Raw genomic sequence first — 16373 nt, forward strand, 5'->3', positions numbered from 1 at the left:
CCGCCCCCTCAGGGGACGAACGCCCAGTACAGGCCGCCGAACAGCATCAGACTGATCGCCGTCAGCCGCAGGCTGGTGGCCTTGCGCAGGCGCAGGGCGAAGAACAGCGCGTAACCGACCATCGACAGGATCAGGATGAGGATGGCGATAACGTCGATCAGCCGCTTCCAGACGCCGCCGGTGTTCTTGCCCTTGTGCAAGTCATGCAGCACGGTGACGACGGTGGCGCGCTGACGGCTGATTTCCGCCTCGCCGGTGGCGAGATCGATGAACACATCGGTGCTGCCGCTGGCGCCCTCGAAACGCAGCATGGCGTCCGTGTCGATCACCTCGCCACTCCTGTAGGCGCCGCGCACGGCGGTGGCATCGCTGACTGCGGCGGCCAGCGCCGTAGCGGGGTCTGTCGCCGCCAGCGCCCGTGTCAGCGTCGCGGCGTCCAGTGTCAGCGTGGATTCCCGCGCCGCCGGCTTGTCGCCTTGCAACCAGTCGGGATGGTTGAGCAGCAGGCCGGTGGCGGCAAAGAAGATCAGCGCGATGAAGGCGAAGGCCGACAGATAGCCGTGCCAGACCCGGCATTCATGGTAGAACTGGTTCTTCAGCTGGTTCACGGCCTTGCGTCGCGCGGCCTCGTCGGTCGCGCGGCGGACGGCCAGCAGAGCGCGGATCATTTGCGTTTGCCGTAATTGAGCTGCACCCGGCCGATCTCGTCGCGTGGCGGCAGTGCCTGGGCACCGACGGCCTTGCCGAGGTCGAGCGGCGCGCTTTGATAGGCATGACCGCCATGTTCCCGCGCGGCCTCGATATGCACGGTGTAACGTCCCTGGGGCACCGGCTTGCCGGCGTCGTCCCTGCCGTCCCAGACCACGGAATAACGTCCTGACGCCCGACTCGGCTTGGCGACCGTCGCCACGATCTCGGGCGTCTTGCGGCCGAAACGGCGCCACCAGACGTAATTTTCCTCGATCCATCGCGGGCTGTCGCCGAGCAGCATCAGGGTGCGGACCAGCTGCCGGTTCTCGTCGGTGATCCACACCGCCATGTAGGGCGCCCGGTAGGGATTGGCGGCGATGGCCGGAATTTCATAGTCGATGGTGACGGCGAAGCCGGCCGGCCATGGCGCGCCGGCGATAATGTCGGCGTCGTTCGCGGTCACCGGCGTGGCCTGGGCGTAGTGCGCCCAGTTGGCCGAGGTGACGCGGCGGCCGTCGCTGTCGACGAACAGCGCGGCGATGGTGTCGAGCGAGTCGGCGTAGGCCAGCGCGTCGGCCGGGGTCATGGTCGAGAAAATGGTGGCGAGCGCGTCCGCTTCCGTCGCGGTCGGCGCGATCACGGTGGCGCTGACCAGCGTTTCCACCGGCCAGCCGGTGCGGGGATCGAGCGTGTGGGCGTAGGCCGCGCCGGCCACCACGACGTCGCGGGCCAGCCGGCCGGAGGTGGCGATGGCGCGATCGGCGAGCGCGACGGTTGCCATTGGCGCGGCGTTGTCGGCGGGGCAGGCGGGGTCGGCGACGCCGACCCGCCACGGCATGCCGCCCGGCCCCTGGCCCCAGCAGCGGATGTCACCGCCGATGTCGATCATCAGGCCGGCCAGCGTCGGCGCGGCGCGGCGGGCGGCGGCGAGCGCCGAGTCGATGATGTGGCCCTTGGCCAGCGCGTCGACGTCGAAACGCACCTCGGCGGGCCGTATGATCAGCCCGGTGGCGGAATCGAGCAGCGGCGCTGCGTCATCCAGCGCGGCCGCGCGGGCGGCGAGGTCGGCGCGATCCGGCAGCACGCCGGTGACGGCGGCGGCGCGCCAGTCGGCGATCAGCCCGCCCACACGGGCGCTGAACCGGCCGTCACTGTCCCAGTGCCAGCGTTCGCAGGCGGCGATGACGGCGAACAGGTCGGCGGACGCGCAGTGGCTGGCGCTGGCGTTGAGGCGGGCCAGTTCGCTGTCGCCCCGCCAGCCGCTCAGCACGGCATCAAGGCGGGCGATGTCGGCGAGGATCGCGGCCATGGCGATGCGGGCGGTCGCCTGATCGTCGCTGAGCGCCACCACGTCGAGCGAAGTGCCCAGCACATGGTCGGCATGGAAGCCGAACGGGCGGGCCTGTGTGGCCGGCGCGGCCACGGCGGCCATCGCCACGGCCGCCGCGCCGAGCAGCAGGCGAGGCAGGGAGGGGGCAGTGAACGGACGCATGACGACTCTCACAAGGCGGATTTCACAGCGGTCGATGTGGGCCCGTCCGGGCGAGCCGGCGGCGCAGGACGGGCCCACACCGGACTCGACGGACCGAATGGCGGTGACCATATCGACGGCCCGCCTCTGTTGCAACTAATAATGTGTATTAATACCAGGATGAGGGCGGGTCGCTCAGGCCAGGGTGGAGGTGATGACACGCGGCACCGGCGCCGATTTTACCGCCGGTTGGGGCTCAGTCGCCGCGATACAGCTCGCACAGCAGATCGATGATCCGGGTGATCGACGGATTGGCAAGGCGGTAGAAGATCGTCTGGCCGGCGCGGCGGGTGGTGACGATGCCCTCGGCGCGGAGCTTGGCCAGATGCTGGGACAGCGCCGACTGGTTGAGGCCGACATAGTCGGCGAGATCGCCCACCGACATCTCGCCCTCGCTCAGCCGGCACAGCACGATCAGCCGCTGTTCGTTGGCCAGCAGCTTGAGGTGCTGCGCCGCGAGCGCGGCGCTGGCTTCGAGATCAGCCTTGGTGGCGGTGTGTTTCAAACGACTCTCATCCGCATCTATCGCGATACTGTCGCTGTCTATACGCGTTTCGGCCGACGTCAAGCTGTCAGCATGGCAAACCTCACGCCGGCGCGCTGTCGGGTTCATCTTTCTGTTCATCATGCCGTTCGTCGTCCCGCAACACGATGTAGATGGCCGGAATGACCAGCACGGTGAGCAGCGTCGAGGACACCAGGCCGAACAGCAGCGAAATCGCCAGACCCTGGAAAATCGGGTCGAACAGAATCACCGCCGCGCCAATCATGGCCGCCAGCGCCGTGAGCAGGATCGGCTTGAAACGGATCGCGCCGGCCTCCAGCAGCACCTCGCGCAGCGGCCGGTCCGGCGCGCGGCCGTGGCGGATGAAATCCACCAGCAGGATCGAGTTGCGCACGATGATGCCGGCCAGCGCGATGAAGCCGATCATCGAGGTGGCGGAGAATGGCGCGCCGAACAGCGCGTGTCCCAGCACGATGCCGATCAGCGTCAGCGGGATGGGCGTGAGAATGACCAGCGGCAGCTTGAAACTGCCGAACTGGGCGACCACCAGGATGTAGATGCCAAGAATGGCGACCGCGAACGCCGCACCCATGTCGCGGAAGGTGACGTAAGTGATCTCCCATTCGCCGTCCCACAGCAGGGTGGGACGCGACGCGTCCGCCGGCTGGCCATGAAAGGCGATTTCGGGCTTCGGCAGGTTTTTCCAGTCGTGCTCTTCGATGGCGTCGTTCACGGCGAACATGCCGTAGATCGGGGCTTCGTAGGCACCGGCAAGCTCCGCCTGCACCATTTCGGCATAATGGCCGTTGCGACGGAAAATCGTGTGGGAGCCCGGCTCGCGGCTGACGCTCACCACCTCGCCCAGCTCGACCAGACGCGGGCCGGCGGCGGTCTGGGTGACGGCGACCGGTGTCGTCGCCAGCCGTTCGCTCCACGCGCGATCCGATTGCGGCAGGCGGATGGCGATTTCCACCGGGTCACGGCCCTCGCCGCGATGGGAATAGCCGACCACGTTGCCACCCAGCACGGCGCCGATGGAGTCGAACACCTGCGACTCGTCCAGCCCGAAATATTCCAGCTTGTCGCGCTCGGCGGTCAGCCGCAGCCGCGGGCGGGGCTGGCCGTGGCTGTCGTCGACGTCGACGATATAGGGGATCTTGCCGAAAATCTCGCGCACCTCGCCGGCCACCGCGCGCCGGGTGTCGGCATCGGGGCCGTAGATTTCGGCGAGCAGGGTTGCGAGCACCGGCGGTCCCGGCGGCACTTCCACCACTTTCAGCGACGCACCGGCCTCCAGCGGCAACGACTTCAGCCGCTCCCGGATGTCGAGCGCGATGTCGTGGCTGTTGCGCGAGCGGTCGCCCTTGGGGGAGAGCGTCACCATCAGGTCGCCGAGTTCCGGCGCGGCCCGCATGTAGTAATGACGCACCAGGCCGTTGAAGTTGAAGGGCGCGGCGGTGCCCGAATAGACGTCGATCGACAGCACCTCCGGCACCGCCTTGATGCGCTCGGCCGCCGCCACCAGCGTCCGCTCGGTGGCCTCCAGGCTGGCGCCTTCCGGCAGGTCCAGCACCACCTGCAGTTCCGACTTGTTGTCGAACGGCAGCAGCTTCACCGTCACCGTCTTGGTGGCGAACAGGGTGCAGGCGAGCACGGTGGCGATGCCGACACCGGCGAGAAAACGCCCGGCGCTGCGACGGGTGCGGATCACCGGCTCGGCGACGCGGCGATAGAGCGCGCCGAGCTTGCCGCCGCTGTGGTCGTCGTGGTGGGCGTCGGCGTCGAGGAAGCGCCGCGCCATGCGCACCATCAGCCACGGCGCGATGATGACGGCGACGAAGAACGAGAACAGCATCGCCGCCGAGGCGTTGGCCGGGATGGGCGCCATGTACGGCCCCATCAGGCCGGAAACGAACATCATCGGCAGCAGCGCCGAGACAACGGTCAGGGTAGCGACGATGGTCGGGTTGCCGACCTCGGCGACGGCGGCGATGGCGGCGTCCACCTTCGAGCGGCCGTCGCGCATCGCCCAGTGACGGGCGATGTTCTCGATCATGACGATGGCGTCGTCGACGAGGATGCCGATGGAGAAGATCAGCGCGAACAGGCTGACGCGGTTGATGGTGTAGCCCATCAGGTTGGAGGCGAACAGCGTCAGCAGGATGGTCGTCGGGATGACGATCAGCGTCACCGCCGCCTCGCGCTTGCCAATGGCCACCGCGATCAGGATGACGATGGACAGTGTCGCCAGGCCGAGATGGAACAGCAGTTCGTTGGCCTTCTCGTTGGCGGTCTCGCCATAGTCGCGGGTGACGGCGACGTCGAGGTCGTCGGGCAGCAGCGTACCGCGCAGCACCTCGACCTGATGCAGGACGTTCTCGGCCACCACCACGGCGTTGGCGCCTTCGCGCTTGGCGATGGCGATGCTCACCGCCGGCGTGTCGCGCCAGCCGTCGCCGTCGCGGGCGATGCGGCGGGCCCGTGCCTGGTCCTCGCGCGGTGCCTGGATGACCCTTGCGACATCGCGGACATAGACCGGCCGGCCATCGATGGCGGTGACGGTGAGCAGGCCGACGTCCTGCGCGCCATCAAGCGTGCGCCCGGCCACCACCGACAGGCTGCGGTCGCGTTCGCGCAGGAAGCCGCCAGGGAAGGTGCGATTGGCCTGGCGGACGGTTTCGATCAGCGCGCCCAGCGGCACGCCGTGCAGCGCCAGCTTCTCGGGGTCCGGCTCGACGCGGATTTCCTGCGGCCGGCCGCCGACCAGGAAGGTGAGGCCGACATCATCGACCTTCATCAGTTCGGTCCGCAGCTTGTGGGCGACGTCATGGAGTGCCTGATCGTTCCAGCGCGCGGCCGCCGCCGGGCTGGGCGACAGCGTCAGCACGACGATCGGCACGTCGCGGATGCCGCGGGCCACCACCAGCGGCGTGGGGATGCCGACCGGAATGCTCTTGATGTTGGCGTTGATCTTCTCGTGCACGCGCAGCACCGCGTCGTCGGCGTCGGTGCCGACAAGGAAGCGGGCGGTCACCACCACCTGATCGTCGACGGTCTGGCTGTAGACATGCTCGACGTCGTCGATGCTCTTGACGATGGTTTCCAGTGGCTTGGTGATCAGTTCGACGGCGTCGGGCGCCTTGAGACCGGCAGCGTCGATGGTGATGTCCACCATCGGCACCGTGATCTGCGGCTCCTCCTCGCGCGGAATCGAGATCAGCGCCACCAGGCCGACGGCAAAGGCGGCCAGCAGGAACAGGGGCGTCAGCGGCGAGTTGATCGACGCCTTGGTGAGAAAACCGGAAATGCCGAGTTTCATGGGCGCACCAGCACGTCGCCGGCGCGCACGCCGGACAGCAGTTCAATGCCATCGGTGATGCCGGGCGCGGTCATCGCCGCGCCGCGCTGCACCGGCACGTCGAGCGTCTTGCCGCTCTTGACCAGCAGTTTGACGTAATCGACGCCGAAGCGGGTCACCACATAGCCGCGCGGCACCACGATCGCCTTGCGCTGGCCCAGCGGCACCGCCACGCGCACGCGCGCGCCCATCCGGTCGTTCCTCAGCCCCGGCACCGCCACATCCGCCATCACCCGGCCGCTGGCGACCGAGGGGTAAACCTGCTCGATGGTGCCGGTACGCACGGCGCCGGCGGCAGCGCCGTTGAGAATGCCGACCTCAAGCCCCACCTTCAGCGCGCCGGCCTGACGTTCCGGCATGTCGATGCGCAGCACGGTACGGTCCACCGCGATGGCGGCGATCGACTGGCCGGCCGTCACCACCGAGCCCAGCGGCACCGGCGCGGCCGTCACCAGCCCGGCCTCGGGGGCGAACACCTTGCCCTGATCACCCAGTTCGGCGGCGGCCGCCTTCTGGGCGCGCGCCGCCTCCAGCGCGCCGGCGGCGGCCTTGGCGGCCGCTTCCGCCTGGTCCAGCCGGGCCTTGGCGTACCAGCCTTTCTCGTAGAGCGGCTTGACGCGGTCATACTCGGCGCGGGCGTTGGCATACTGGGCCTCCGCCGCCGCCACCTGGGCGTCGTAGGCGCGGGTCTCGAAGGTCAGGCGGTCGTCGACCACCACCGCCAGCAGCTGGCCCCGGCGCACCCGCTGGCCCTCGTCCACCAGCCGCCTGACCAGGGTGCCGCCAATGCGGGCGCGGGCCTCCGCCATGTCCTTGGTGGCGATGGTGGCCGCCACCACCTTGGTGTCCGGCACCAGGCGCTCGCGCACCGTGAGACGCGACGCGGCGGGCGCCGCCGCCACCAGCACGAGGCCGAGGCCGATAGCCGCCAGATGGCGGGAAAGCAGGCGGGCAGGGGTGGTCATGCTCATCCGGTTCCGGTCCTTGCTGTCGATCCGGGGTGTCGGGGTCGTGCGCCCCGTCCCGCCCGTTGTGCTGCGATCATATCCCCACATGACGTATAGCCCTTATCCTGGCCTCGTTCAGGCCTTGCCTTGATCTGTTTCCTGTCGGCGGCAGTGATGTTGTGCCAGAGTCTCGACGATCGCGCGCGCCGCGGCGCTGTCGATCGCGTAGTAGATGGTCTGGGCGTCGCGCCGGGCGCAGACGATATGCTCCCGCCGCAGCAGCGCCAGATGTTGTGACACCAGGGACTCGCTGGCGCCCAGATCATCGGCCAGCGCGCCCACCGACCGTTCGCCGTCGATGAGACGGCAGACGATCATCAGGCGGTTGGGGTTGGCCAGCGCCTTGAGCAGGGTGCTCGCCTTTTCCGCCTCGCACCGGTCGGTCATGGTTTCAATATTCATACTTGCGCATTTTATAAATTAAAAATATATAGTCAAGGGAGGACAGGCGAAAACGCCATGGCGGACTGGGGAATCGGGAAGGATCGGCAATGAGTGCAAGCAATCCTCATGTGGTGGTTCTGGGCGCGGGGCTGGGGGGTGTCATTGCCGCCTACGAAATCCGCCATGAGCTGGGCAATCGCATCGACCTGACGGTGGTGTCGCGCGGCGATACCTTCCATTTCGTACCGTCGAACCCGTGGGTGGCGGTGCGCTGGCGCGAGCCTGATGACATCGAGGTTTCGCTGAGCGAGGTGTTTGCCCGCAAGAAGACGCCGTTCATTCCGGTGGGCGCCAGCCGGGTGATGCCGGCGGAGAACCGGCTGGAACTGGAGGACGGCCGCGTCCTCGACTATGATTATCTGGTCATCGCCACCGGGCCGGAACTGGCGTTCGACGAGATCGAGGGCCTGGGGCCGCACACCGGCTTCACCCAGTCGGTCTGTCACGTCGACCACGCGACCAGCGCGGCGGATGCCTTCGACCGGCTGGCGGCCGATCCTGGCCCGGTGATCGTTGGCGCGGTGCAGGGCGCCTCCTGCTTCGGCCCGGCCTACGAATTCGCCATGATCCTCGACACCGAACTGCGCAAGCGGCGGGTGCGTGACCGGGTGCCGATGACCTTTGTCACCTCCGAGCCCTACATCGGCCATCTCGGTCTCGATGGCGTTGGCGACACCAAGGGGCTGCTGGAAAGCGAAATGCGCAACCGGCACATCAAGTGGGTGACCAACGCCCGCGTCGCCAGGGTGACGCCGGGCATGATGCACGTGGAGGAAGTCGCCGACGACGGCGCGGTGAAGGCGGCCCACGAATTGCCGTTCGCCTTCTCGATGATGCTGCCGGCGTTCCGTGGTGTCGGCGCCGTGCGCGGCGTCGAGGGGCTGGTCAATCCGCGCGGCTTCGTGCTGGTGGACGAGTTCCAGCGCAACCCGACGTTCCCCAACGTGTTCAGCCTCGGCGTCTGCGTCGCCATTCCGCCGATCGGCAAGACGCCGGTGCCGGTGGGCGTGCCCAAGACCGGCTTCATGATCGAGACCATGGTGACGGCGGTGGCCAAGAATCTCAAAGCGGTGATCGATGGCCAGATGCCCAGCCAGCGCGCGTCGTGGAATGCCGTGTGTCTGGCTGATTTCGGCGACGGCGGTGTCGCCTTCGTCGCCCAGCCGCAGATTCCGCCGCGCAACGTCAACTGGTCATCCGACGGCAAGTGGGTGCACCTGGCCAAAATCGGCTTCGAGAAATATTTCCTGCGCAAGGTCAGGCGCGGCGAGAGCGAGCCCTTCTATGAGAAGCTGGCGCTGGAGCTGCTGGGCATCAACAAGCTGAAGTCCTGAGAACCGAACGGAGCACGGGAGGTTGTCCATGCGTCAGGTGCTGTGTCCCGTCTGTGCCACGCCCAACCGGGTGCCGGAAGACCGGCCCCCGGCGCAGGCCAGGTGCGGCCGCTGCGGCGAGGCCCTGTTCCAGGGCCAGCCGGTCGAGGTCGACGGGGCCGGGCTGACGCGCTATCTCGAAAAGACGCGCGGCGGCGTGCTGCTGGATGTGTGGGCGCCGTGGTGCGGCCCGTGCCGGATGATGGCGCCGCATTTCCAGGCCGCCGCCGCCCGGCTGGAACCCGACGTGCAGCTCATCAAGCTCAATTCGGAAGCGCACCCGCAGGCCTCGGCGCGGCTGGGCATCCAGGGCATCCCGACCCTGATCCTGTTCCGCGACGGCCGGCCGGTGGCGCGGTCGAGCGGCGCCATGAGCGTGGAGCAGATTGTCGCGTGGACGCGCGACGGGCTGGCGCGCGGCTGAGGCCGCCTCGTCCGCCGATAGATAGAAGGAGAAAGAGCGATGACCGTTGATCGTGCCGTGCTTGCCTTCGCGGGTTTTGTCGTCCTACTGGGCGTGGTGCTGTCGCTGACCGTGCATCCCTACTGGATCGGCCTGCCGATCTTCGCCGGCCTCAATATGATCCAGGCCGCGTTCACCGGCTTCTGCCCGGCGGCGATGATCTTCAAGAAGCTCGGTATCCGCCCCGGCGTCGCCTTCAACTGATCGCGCTGTCAGTCGCCGGCAGGGGACGGCGGCGCATCAAGCGACGCCAGCAGCTGGTCGATCAGCGCCGTCACCCGCGGCAGGCGCGGGCGTTCGGATTCCAGCACGGCGCGGAAGGCGCGCTGCTTCAGCGCGGCGATCCTGTCCGCCGGAATGGTGACAGCGCCGCTGACGCTGGACAGCACGATGTCGATCAGTCTCTCCACGGCGTGCAGCCGGCCCCACAGATAATCGTTCTCGCGGTAGGCACGGGAGAGGAAGGCGCCGAAGGTGGCGAACTCGATGCCCTTGAGCGTCGCCGCCGCGCCACCACGGCGCAGGGTGGTTGCATCCGACGGCGACAGCCGGTCCACCTTCACCGCGTCCAGTTCGTCGATGGTCGGGTCAAGCATCGGCAGCGCCACGATGTCGAAGAACGGGAAGCCGACATAGGCCATCAGCAGCGCGCGCGCGACGCTGCCATCCTTGATGCAGCCCAGACTCTGCGCCACCAGCACGTCGACCGTGTCGTCCACTTCCGTCAGGTCCATCGCCTCGCCCAGGCCGGCGATGGCGTCGTCGATGTTGCCGCGCGCGCGCGCGCAGCGGGCCATGCAGTCGGCGTGGAAGAAGTCACGGTTGCGCCGTTTGATGAACGGGGCCAGCGCCGAGTACAGCAGGGCCTTGGCATCATCCAGCTCGGCGTGGTCAAGCAGCCGGGTGGCGCCATAGAGCTGGTTCAGCCGCCGGATGACAAAACGCAGCCGGCGGATACGGAAGCCGAGGTCATAGCTGCGCAGGAACTGCACCCACGGCAGATGTTCCCCCAGCAGCCGGGTATCCTCGATGCGGGGAATCGGGGTGATGCCGCCGCGTGCCGCCCAGTCCATCACCAGTCGTTGCAGATCCTGACGCTCCGACGGGCCGGCGTTGCTCTGGAACAGGCAGAGCTGTTCGGCGAGGTCGCTCAGCACCCGCGTCAGCTTGAGCTCGGCATAGGCCTTGTAGGCGAAGCCGGCGCCGCGCGCCGCCTGCTGCTGGGCGATGTCGCGCCATTGCGCCAGCGCGTCGGGCGACAGTTGCGACATGTCGAGGTGGGCGCCGAGCCCTTCCTCCACCGCCTGCTCGACATCGGGGGCGACGCTGGCGATGACGCCGCGCGACAGCGCCAGTCTTTGTGAAAGGTCCTGCAGCCACTCCAGTTCGTCGCGGATCGGCTGCTGGCGCGGGATGCTCGACAGCGAGCCGATGATGGCGCTGAAAAAGCCCGGCACCTGCTCGTCATCGTGGCCGCGCGGCGGCTTCGGGTTGGGTTCGATGTAGACGATGCGCCGGTCCACCTCGCGGTGGGCGGGGCGGTCGCGCAGCGCGGCGATGGCGGCGCCGAACGGCTTGTTGTTGAGCACGCTGCCGTCGATCAGCGCCGCCACGCGCGGATCGCGGCCGTTGCTCGCCCAGCCGGGGAACAACTGGTCGATGAAGGTCATCCGGTCCAGCCAGTTGTGGCCCTTGGTGGCGACCAGCCGGTCGATCTCGCCGATCTGGGCGGGCGGAAAGGCACCGGGGAAGGAGGCGGTGGCACGGGCGGCGAAGGCGAGGCTGGGCAGGTCGGCCAGCCGGCGCGTGCCGTTAAGCCCGAGACCGGAATCGTGGAAGCTGATCACCAGCCGGTGCTCGCGCTCGTCGATCTCCGGCGGTGAGTGCAGGCGCAGCTTCTCCGAATGGCCGTGGAAATCGGTGACGGTGACCATCAGGTCGAGCGGGTAGCCCGGCGGCAGCAGCGAGTCGGTGCCCGAGCGACTGTCCTCCATCGCCATCAGGCCGTCGTAGAGCAGGGTGGCGAAGCCCTGGCCGGAGAAGGGTGGCTCGAACCAGCGCGAGCGGATGAAGCGGGAGAGCTTGCGCCGCACCTCCGGGCTTGCCTCGCGGCCCACCAGTTCGTCGACCCGGCGCGCCTGCCAGCGGCCGAACAGCCACACCAGCGGGCGCAGGTAAAGCTTGCTCCAGCGGCCCGAGGCACCGCTGGGATCGAGCAGGCGTTCGACATCGGCGTTCTTCAGCCAGAGGTCGGTCAGCGGTTCCAGCGACAGATCCTCGGCGATGGCTTTCGCCAGGAAGATGCCGTTGATGCCGCCGGCCGAGGCGCCGGCGATGATGTCCACCAGCACGCGCAGCTCGATGGTCTCGCCGATCAGGCCCAGCAGATCGAAATAGATCGCCTCGGTGTCGGCCGGGCGGCCGGAGCGTTCGACGTCGGAGAACCCCGATTCCGCTTCGGCGCCTGCCCGGCCCAGCAGGTCGCGTCGGGCCTTGGAAGCGCGCTGGAGTTTCCAGATCTCCTTGGTCAGGCCGTGCATGTACACGGTCAGCGACACCCCGCCATAACAGACGAGGGCGAGCCGGAGTTCCTTTTCCTTCATGATGCGCGACGCCTCCCCCACGGACAGACTAGAGGCGTGGGCGCGGAATGTGGAGCGGTGATTACGGGCCGGGGATCATGAGCCGGAGATCATGAGGCGGTGATTTCCAGCGGCATGCCGGCGAGCGCGGCTTCCGCTTCCTGCTGCTGGGCCGCCCACATGGCGGCGTAGCGCCCGCCGGCGGCCAGCAGTGCCGCGTGGGCGCCGCGCTCGGCCACCCGGCCGTCTTCCAGCACGATGATCTCGTCGGCGCCGACCACGGTGGACAGCCGGTGGGCGATGATCAGGGTGGTGCGATCGGCGGCGGCCGCGTCGAGGGCGGCCTGGATGTCGCGCTCGGTGCGGGTGTCCAGCGCCGAGGTCGCCTCGTCGAGAATCAGGATCGGCGGGTTCTTGAGCAGGGTGCGGGCGATCGCCACCCGCTGCTTCTCGCCGCCCGACAGCTTCAGGCCGCGTTCGCCGACCACGGTATCGTAGCCGTCCGGCAGGCCTGCGATGAAGTTGTGGATCTGGGCGCGCGTCGCCGCCGCCTCGATCTCGGCCTGGCTGGCCTCGGGTCGGCCGTAGGCGATGTTGTAGCGGATGGTGTCGTTGAACAGCACGGTGTCCTGCGGCACGATGCCGATGGCCCGGCGCAGGCTGTCCTGCCGCACGTCGCGGATGTCCTGCCCGTCGATGCACACCCGGCCGGCGCTGATGTCGTAGAAGCGGTAGAGGATGCGCGCCAGCGTCGACTTGCCGGCGCCCGACGGGCCGACGACCGCCAGTGTGTGGCCGGCCGGCACCGTGAAGCTGACGCCGTGGAGGATTTCGCGGCGCGGCTCGTAGGCGAAATGGACGTCCTCGAAGCGCAGCGCGCCGCCGCTGACGGCAAGGTCCGGCGCGCCGGGCTTGTCCTGGATCTCCATCGGCTGGTCGAGCAGGGTGAACAGCTGCTCCATGTCGATCAGGCCCTGCTTGATCTCGCGATACACCCAGCCGAGGATGTCGAGCGGCCGGAACAGCTGCATCAGCATGGTGTTGACCAGCACCAGATCGCCGATGGTCGCCCGCTTGGCGCCGATGTCCACCGCCACCAGCGCCATGCAGCCGAACAGGCACAGCGCCGTCAGCAGGCCCTGGCCGATGTTGAGCAGCGCCAGCGAACCGTCCGACTTGGTGGCGGCGTTCTCGTAACGCTTCAGCGCCTGGTCGTACTGGCGGAACTCATGCTCCTCGTTGTTGAAGTACTTCACCGTCTCGTAGTTGAGCAGGGAGTCGACGGCACGGGCATTGGCGCGGGTGTCGGTCTCCACCATGTCGCGGCGCAGCTTGGCCCGCCATTCGGTGACGACGCCGGTGAACAGGATGTAGGCGGCCACACACGCCAGCGTGATCGCCACCACCTTCCAGCCGAAGGCGGCGCCGAAAATGACGCACACCGCGCCCATCTCCAGAATGGTCGGCGCGATGTTGAACATGATGAAGTAGAGCATCTCGTCGATGCTCTTGGTGCCGCGCTCGATGATCTTCGACAAGCCGCCGGTGCGGCGCTCCAGATGGAAACGCAGCGACAGCGCGTGGACATGGCGGAACACGCTGAGCGCCAGCCGCCGCAACGCCCGCTGGCCGACCCGGACATAGACGGCGTCGCGGCTGTACTGGAACACGCTGGAGCCGAAGCGCACCGCCGCGTAGCCGCCCAGCAGGCCGACCGCCAGCGCCACCGCCGGGCCCTGCGGCCGCACCAGCGCGTCGGTGGCCCATTTCATGAAGAACGGCACCACCAGCACGCTGGCCTTGGCGGCCAGCATCAGCACCATCGCCAGCACGATTCGCAGCTTCAGGTCGACGTCGGCGGCCGGCCAGACGTAGGGGAGGAACCTTCGGAAAGTGGCCCACACAGGGGCTTTGCGCACGGCAGCCATGGGATTCCAAGTCGTTAGCCAGTTGGAGTGAGAAAATAGCGCAACTTTGGTCGAGCGCTATCATTTTTGCGTTGCAACATTTTGTGCCGCACTGCACAATGATTGGCGTAACGAACAATACGGATGGCTGTTCGGTTTGTCATCCCTCGAGCACCAGGAGACACTGATGCGCATGACCAAGATCCTCTTTGCCGCCGCTGCTTTCAGCATGGTTGCCCCCGCAGCGTTCGCCTCCAGCGCCGTGGCCCCGATCAGCAGTTTCACCGATGCCAAGACCGGCTTCCGCGTGGTCACCCGTTCGATGTCGGGCGGTGACCTGCTGCTGATCGGCAAGCATCCGGAAACCGGCGAGAATTTCCGCCTGAAGGTCCGTACCAGTGGCGCCGTGAAGGGCGAGCTGAACGGCCAGCCGGTCGAATTCTCGGTGCCGGAAGAGAAGCTGAAGGCTGCCACCAGCCTCTAACGCTCTGACGCTCCGTTGCTATTGAGATCGCCGCGTCCGGGCTGCCCGGGCGCGGCGTTTTCATGTGCCTGAGCCGCCCGCCGGGGTGGCGCCCGGCCGCGCCGGTCAGTCGAACAGGCTGGAGACCGAGCTTTCCTCGGCGATGCGGTGCATCGCCTCGGCGATCAGCGGCGCGATCGACAGCCGGCGGATCTTCTTCGACACCCGCACCGCCTCGGTGGCGAGAATCGAATCGGTGATCACCAGTTCCTCCAGTTCGGAGGCGCCGACGCGGGCGACCGCGCCACCCGACAGCACGCCGTGGCTGACATAGGCGGCCACCGCCTTGGCGCCGGCGGCCTTCAGCGCGGCGGCGGCGTTGCACAAGGTGCCGGCGGAATCGACGATATCGTCGACCAGGATGCAGTAACGCCCGGTGACGTCACCGATGATGTTCATCACTTCCGACTCGCCCGGCCGCTCGCGGCGCTTGTCGACGATGGCCAGCGGGGCGTTGTTCAGCCGCTTGGCCAGCGCGCGGGCGCGCACCACGCCGCCGACGTCCGGCGACACCACCATCAGCGGTTCCTTCGACAGCCGTTCGGCGATGTCGGCGCTCATCACCGGGGCGGCGTAGAGGTTGTCGGTGGGGATGTCGAAAAAGCCCTGAATCTGGCCGGCGTGCAGGTCCATGGTCAGCACCCGGTGGGCGCCGGCGGTGGTGATCAGGTTGGCCACCAGCTTGGCGGAAATCGGCGTGCGCGGCCCCGGTTTGCGGTCCTGGCGGGCATAGCCGAAATAGGGGATCACGGCGGTGATGCGGCGCGCGCTGGCGCGGCGCAGCGCATCGGTGGTGATCAGCAGTTCCATCAGGTTGTCGTTGGCCGGCGCCGAGGTCGACTGCATGACGAACACGTCCTCGCCGCGCACGTTCTCGTGGATCTCGACGAACACTTCCTCGTCGGAGAAGCGGCGGATGCTGGCCCTGGTCAGCGGCATGTTGAGATAGGCGGCGATCGCCTCGGCAAGGGGGGGATTGGAGTTGCCGGTGACGAGTTTCATGGGCTGCCTCTCGGGGGTCGGGGGAATCGCGGCTGAGTCGGGCACGCTCTTAGCGCCGGGGGGCGGATCGCGCAATGCGCCCTTGGCCGGGAACATGGTTGACGGACCAACCGGCCACCATGGCCGAGGAGTGTCTCGGGGCGATGACAGACATACGCCTGTCTGCTGACAGGCAGGCTACAGGGCAATCAGCGATACCTGCCGGCCATAGTCGGGCTCGTCGCGGTGGGTGGTGCGGCGGTAGCTGAAGAAGCGCGCCGGCTGGCTGTAGGTGTCCTCGCCCAGCGCCGCGACTCGGGTGACGCCGGCTTCCGCCAGCCGCAGCGCGACAAAGCCTTCGAGGTCGAACTGGTGATGGCCGGACCGCTGGCCGGCGGCGAAGAAGTGCTCGGCCGCCTCGTGGTGCTCCTCGAAGCGGCGGCGGAAGCCGTCGTCCACTTCGTAGGACTTGCGGGCAATGCATGGCCCGATGGCCGCCGCGATGTGGTCGCGCCGGGCGCCGAGCCCGGCCATCGCCGCCACCGTCGCCTCGATGACGCCGAACAGCGCGCCCTTCCAGCCGGCGTGGGCGGCACCGATGACCCCGGCCTGGCGGTCAGCCAGCAGCACCGGCGCGCAGTCGGCGGTGAGCACGCCCAGCGCCAGGCCGGGCCGGTCGGTGACCACGCCATCGGCGGCCGGCCGGGCATCGTCGGGCCAGGCGGCGGTCGCCACCACGGCGGTCGGGCTGTGCACCTGATGCAGCGTCACCAGCGCGGCGCCGGGCGCGACGGCCTCGACTGCCCGGTGGCGGTTGTCGAGCACCGCCGCTCGGTCGTCGGCCGAGCCCAAGCCGACATTGAGGCTGGCGAAGATGCCGGCCGAGACGCCGCCGGTACGGCCGAGAAAGCCGTGGGCGACGCCGTCCAGCGTCGGCGCGCGGACCAGGGTGATGGCGCCGGACAGGCCGGCGGCGGGATCGGAGGGGATGTCGCGGGTCATGGCGGGC

14 protein-coding genes are annotated in these 16373 nt (G+C 68.2%); 4 read left to right on the forward strand and 10 right to left on the reverse strand.

All coding sequences use genetic code 11. The features are described 5' to 3' along the window. Positions 1-8: 8 nt before the first annotated feature. The 6 genes from ABU113_RS02370 to ABU113_RS02395 all read right to left on the reverse strand — a co-directional run bounded on the left by ABU113_RS02370 (position 9) and on the right by ABU113_RS02395 (position 7493). Positions 9-668: a PepSY-associated TM helix domain-containing protein gene (locus tag ABU113_RS02370; RefSeq protein ID WP_454557869.1), complete on the reverse strand. Its 660-nt coding sequence runs from the start codon at positions 666-668 to the stop codon at positions 9-11. Then, entirely contained in the window at positions 665-2182 is a 1518-nt protein-coding gene (locus ABU113_RS02375; protein ID WP_454557870.1) for a DUF2271 domain-containing protein, read from the reverse strand. The genes ABU113_RS02370 and ABU113_RS02375 overlap by 4 nt, the downstream gene beginning before the upstream one ends. 235 nt (positions 2183-2417) lie before the next feature. After that, entirely contained in the window at positions 2418-2726 is a 309-nt protein-coding gene (locus ABU113_RS02380) for an ArsR/SmtB family transcription factor (RefSeq protein WP_454557871.1), read from the reverse strand. 82 nt (positions 2727-2808) lie between these two features. Continuing rightward, positions 2809-6045 (reverse strand): efflux RND transporter permease subunit, encoded by a 3237-nt coding sequence (locus ABU113_RS02385; RefSeq protein ID WP_454557872.1) that lies wholly within the window; start codon positions 6043-6045, stop codon positions 2809-2811. After that, entirely contained in the window at positions 6042-7055 is a 1014-nt protein-coding gene (locus ABU113_RS02390) for an efflux RND transporter periplasmic adaptor subunit (RefSeq protein ID WP_454557873.1), read from the reverse strand. The genes ABU113_RS02385 and ABU113_RS02390 overlap by 4 nt, the downstream gene beginning before the upstream one ends. Before the next feature lie 111 nt (positions 7056-7166). After that, positions 7167-7493: an ArsR/SmtB family transcription factor gene (locus ABU113_RS02395; RefSeq protein ID WP_454557874.1), complete on the reverse strand. Its 327-nt coding sequence runs from the start codon at positions 7491-7493 to the stop codon at positions 7167-7169. Between the two features lie 89 nt (positions 7494-7582). Here ABU113_RS02395 and ABU113_RS02400 point away from each other — a divergent pair, with 89 nt between their 5' ends. The 3 genes from ABU113_RS02400 to ABU113_RS02410 are packed head-to-tail and all read left to right on the forward strand — an operon-like array spanning position 7583 to position 9575. Continuing rightward, entirely contained in the window at positions 7583-8869 is a 1287-nt protein-coding gene (locus tag ABU113_RS02400; protein WP_454557875.1) for an NAD(P)/FAD-dependent oxidoreductase, read from the forward strand. A 28-nt stretch (positions 8870-8897) separates the two neighbouring features. Continuing rightward, on the forward strand, positions 8898-9332 hold the full coding sequence (gene trxC / locus ABU113_RS02405; RefSeq protein ID WP_454557876.1) for a thioredoxin TrxC: 435 nt from the start codon (positions 8898-8900) through the stop codon (positions 9330-9332). 39 nt (positions 9333-9371) lie between these two features. Continuing rightward, complete coding sequence (locus ABU113_RS02410; RefSeq protein WP_454557877.1) at positions 9372-9575, forward strand: YgaP family membrane protein; 204 nt, start codon at positions 9372-9374, stop codon at positions 9573-9575. A gap of 8 nt (positions 9576-9583) precedes the next feature. Here ABU113_RS02410 and ABU113_RS02415 read toward each other — a convergent pair whose 3' ends face one another. Together ABU113_RS02415 and ABU113_RS02420 are read right to left on the reverse strand one after the other, a co-directional pair. Then, entirely contained in the window at positions 9584-11974 is a 2391-nt protein-coding gene (locus ABU113_RS02415; RefSeq protein WP_454557878.1) for a patatin-like protein, read from the reverse strand. An 89-nt stretch (positions 11975-12063) separates the two neighbouring features. Then, positions 12064-13881, reverse strand: coding sequence for an ABCB family ABC transporter ATP-binding protein/permease (locus ABU113_RS02420; RefSeq protein ID WP_454557879.1), 1818 nt, complete (start codon positions 13879-13881; stop codon positions 12064-12066). Positions 13882-14047: 166 nt separating this feature from the next. Here ABU113_RS02420 and ABU113_RS02425 point away from each other — a divergent pair, with 166 nt between their 5' ends. Beyond that, a complete protein-coding gene (locus ABU113_RS02425) occupies positions 14048-14344 on the forward strand; it encodes a hypothetical protein (RefSeq protein WP_454557880.1) in 297 nt (98 codons plus the stop codon). A gap of 105 nt (positions 14345-14449) precedes the next feature. Here ABU113_RS02425 and ABU113_RS02430 read toward each other — a convergent pair whose 3' ends face one another. Together ABU113_RS02430 and pgeF are read right to left on the reverse strand one after the other, a co-directional pair. Further along, positions 14450-15385, reverse strand: coding sequence for a ribose-phosphate pyrophosphokinase (locus tag ABU113_RS02430; protein WP_454557881.1), 936 nt, complete (start codon positions 15383-15385; stop codon positions 14450-14452). Positions 15386-15562: 177 nt separating this feature from the next. After that, positions 15563-16366, reverse strand: coding sequence for a peptidoglycan editing factor PgeF (gene pgeF, locus ABU113_RS02435; protein WP_454557882.1), 804 nt, complete (start codon positions 16364-16366; stop codon positions 15563-15565). Positions 16367-16373 lie beyond the last annotated feature (7 nt).

This window comes from Parapedomonas caeni (assembly GCF_041060555.1).
Lineage (GTDB): Bacteria > Pseudomonadota > Alphaproteobacteria > Sphingomonadales > Sphingomonadaceae > CAUJIW01.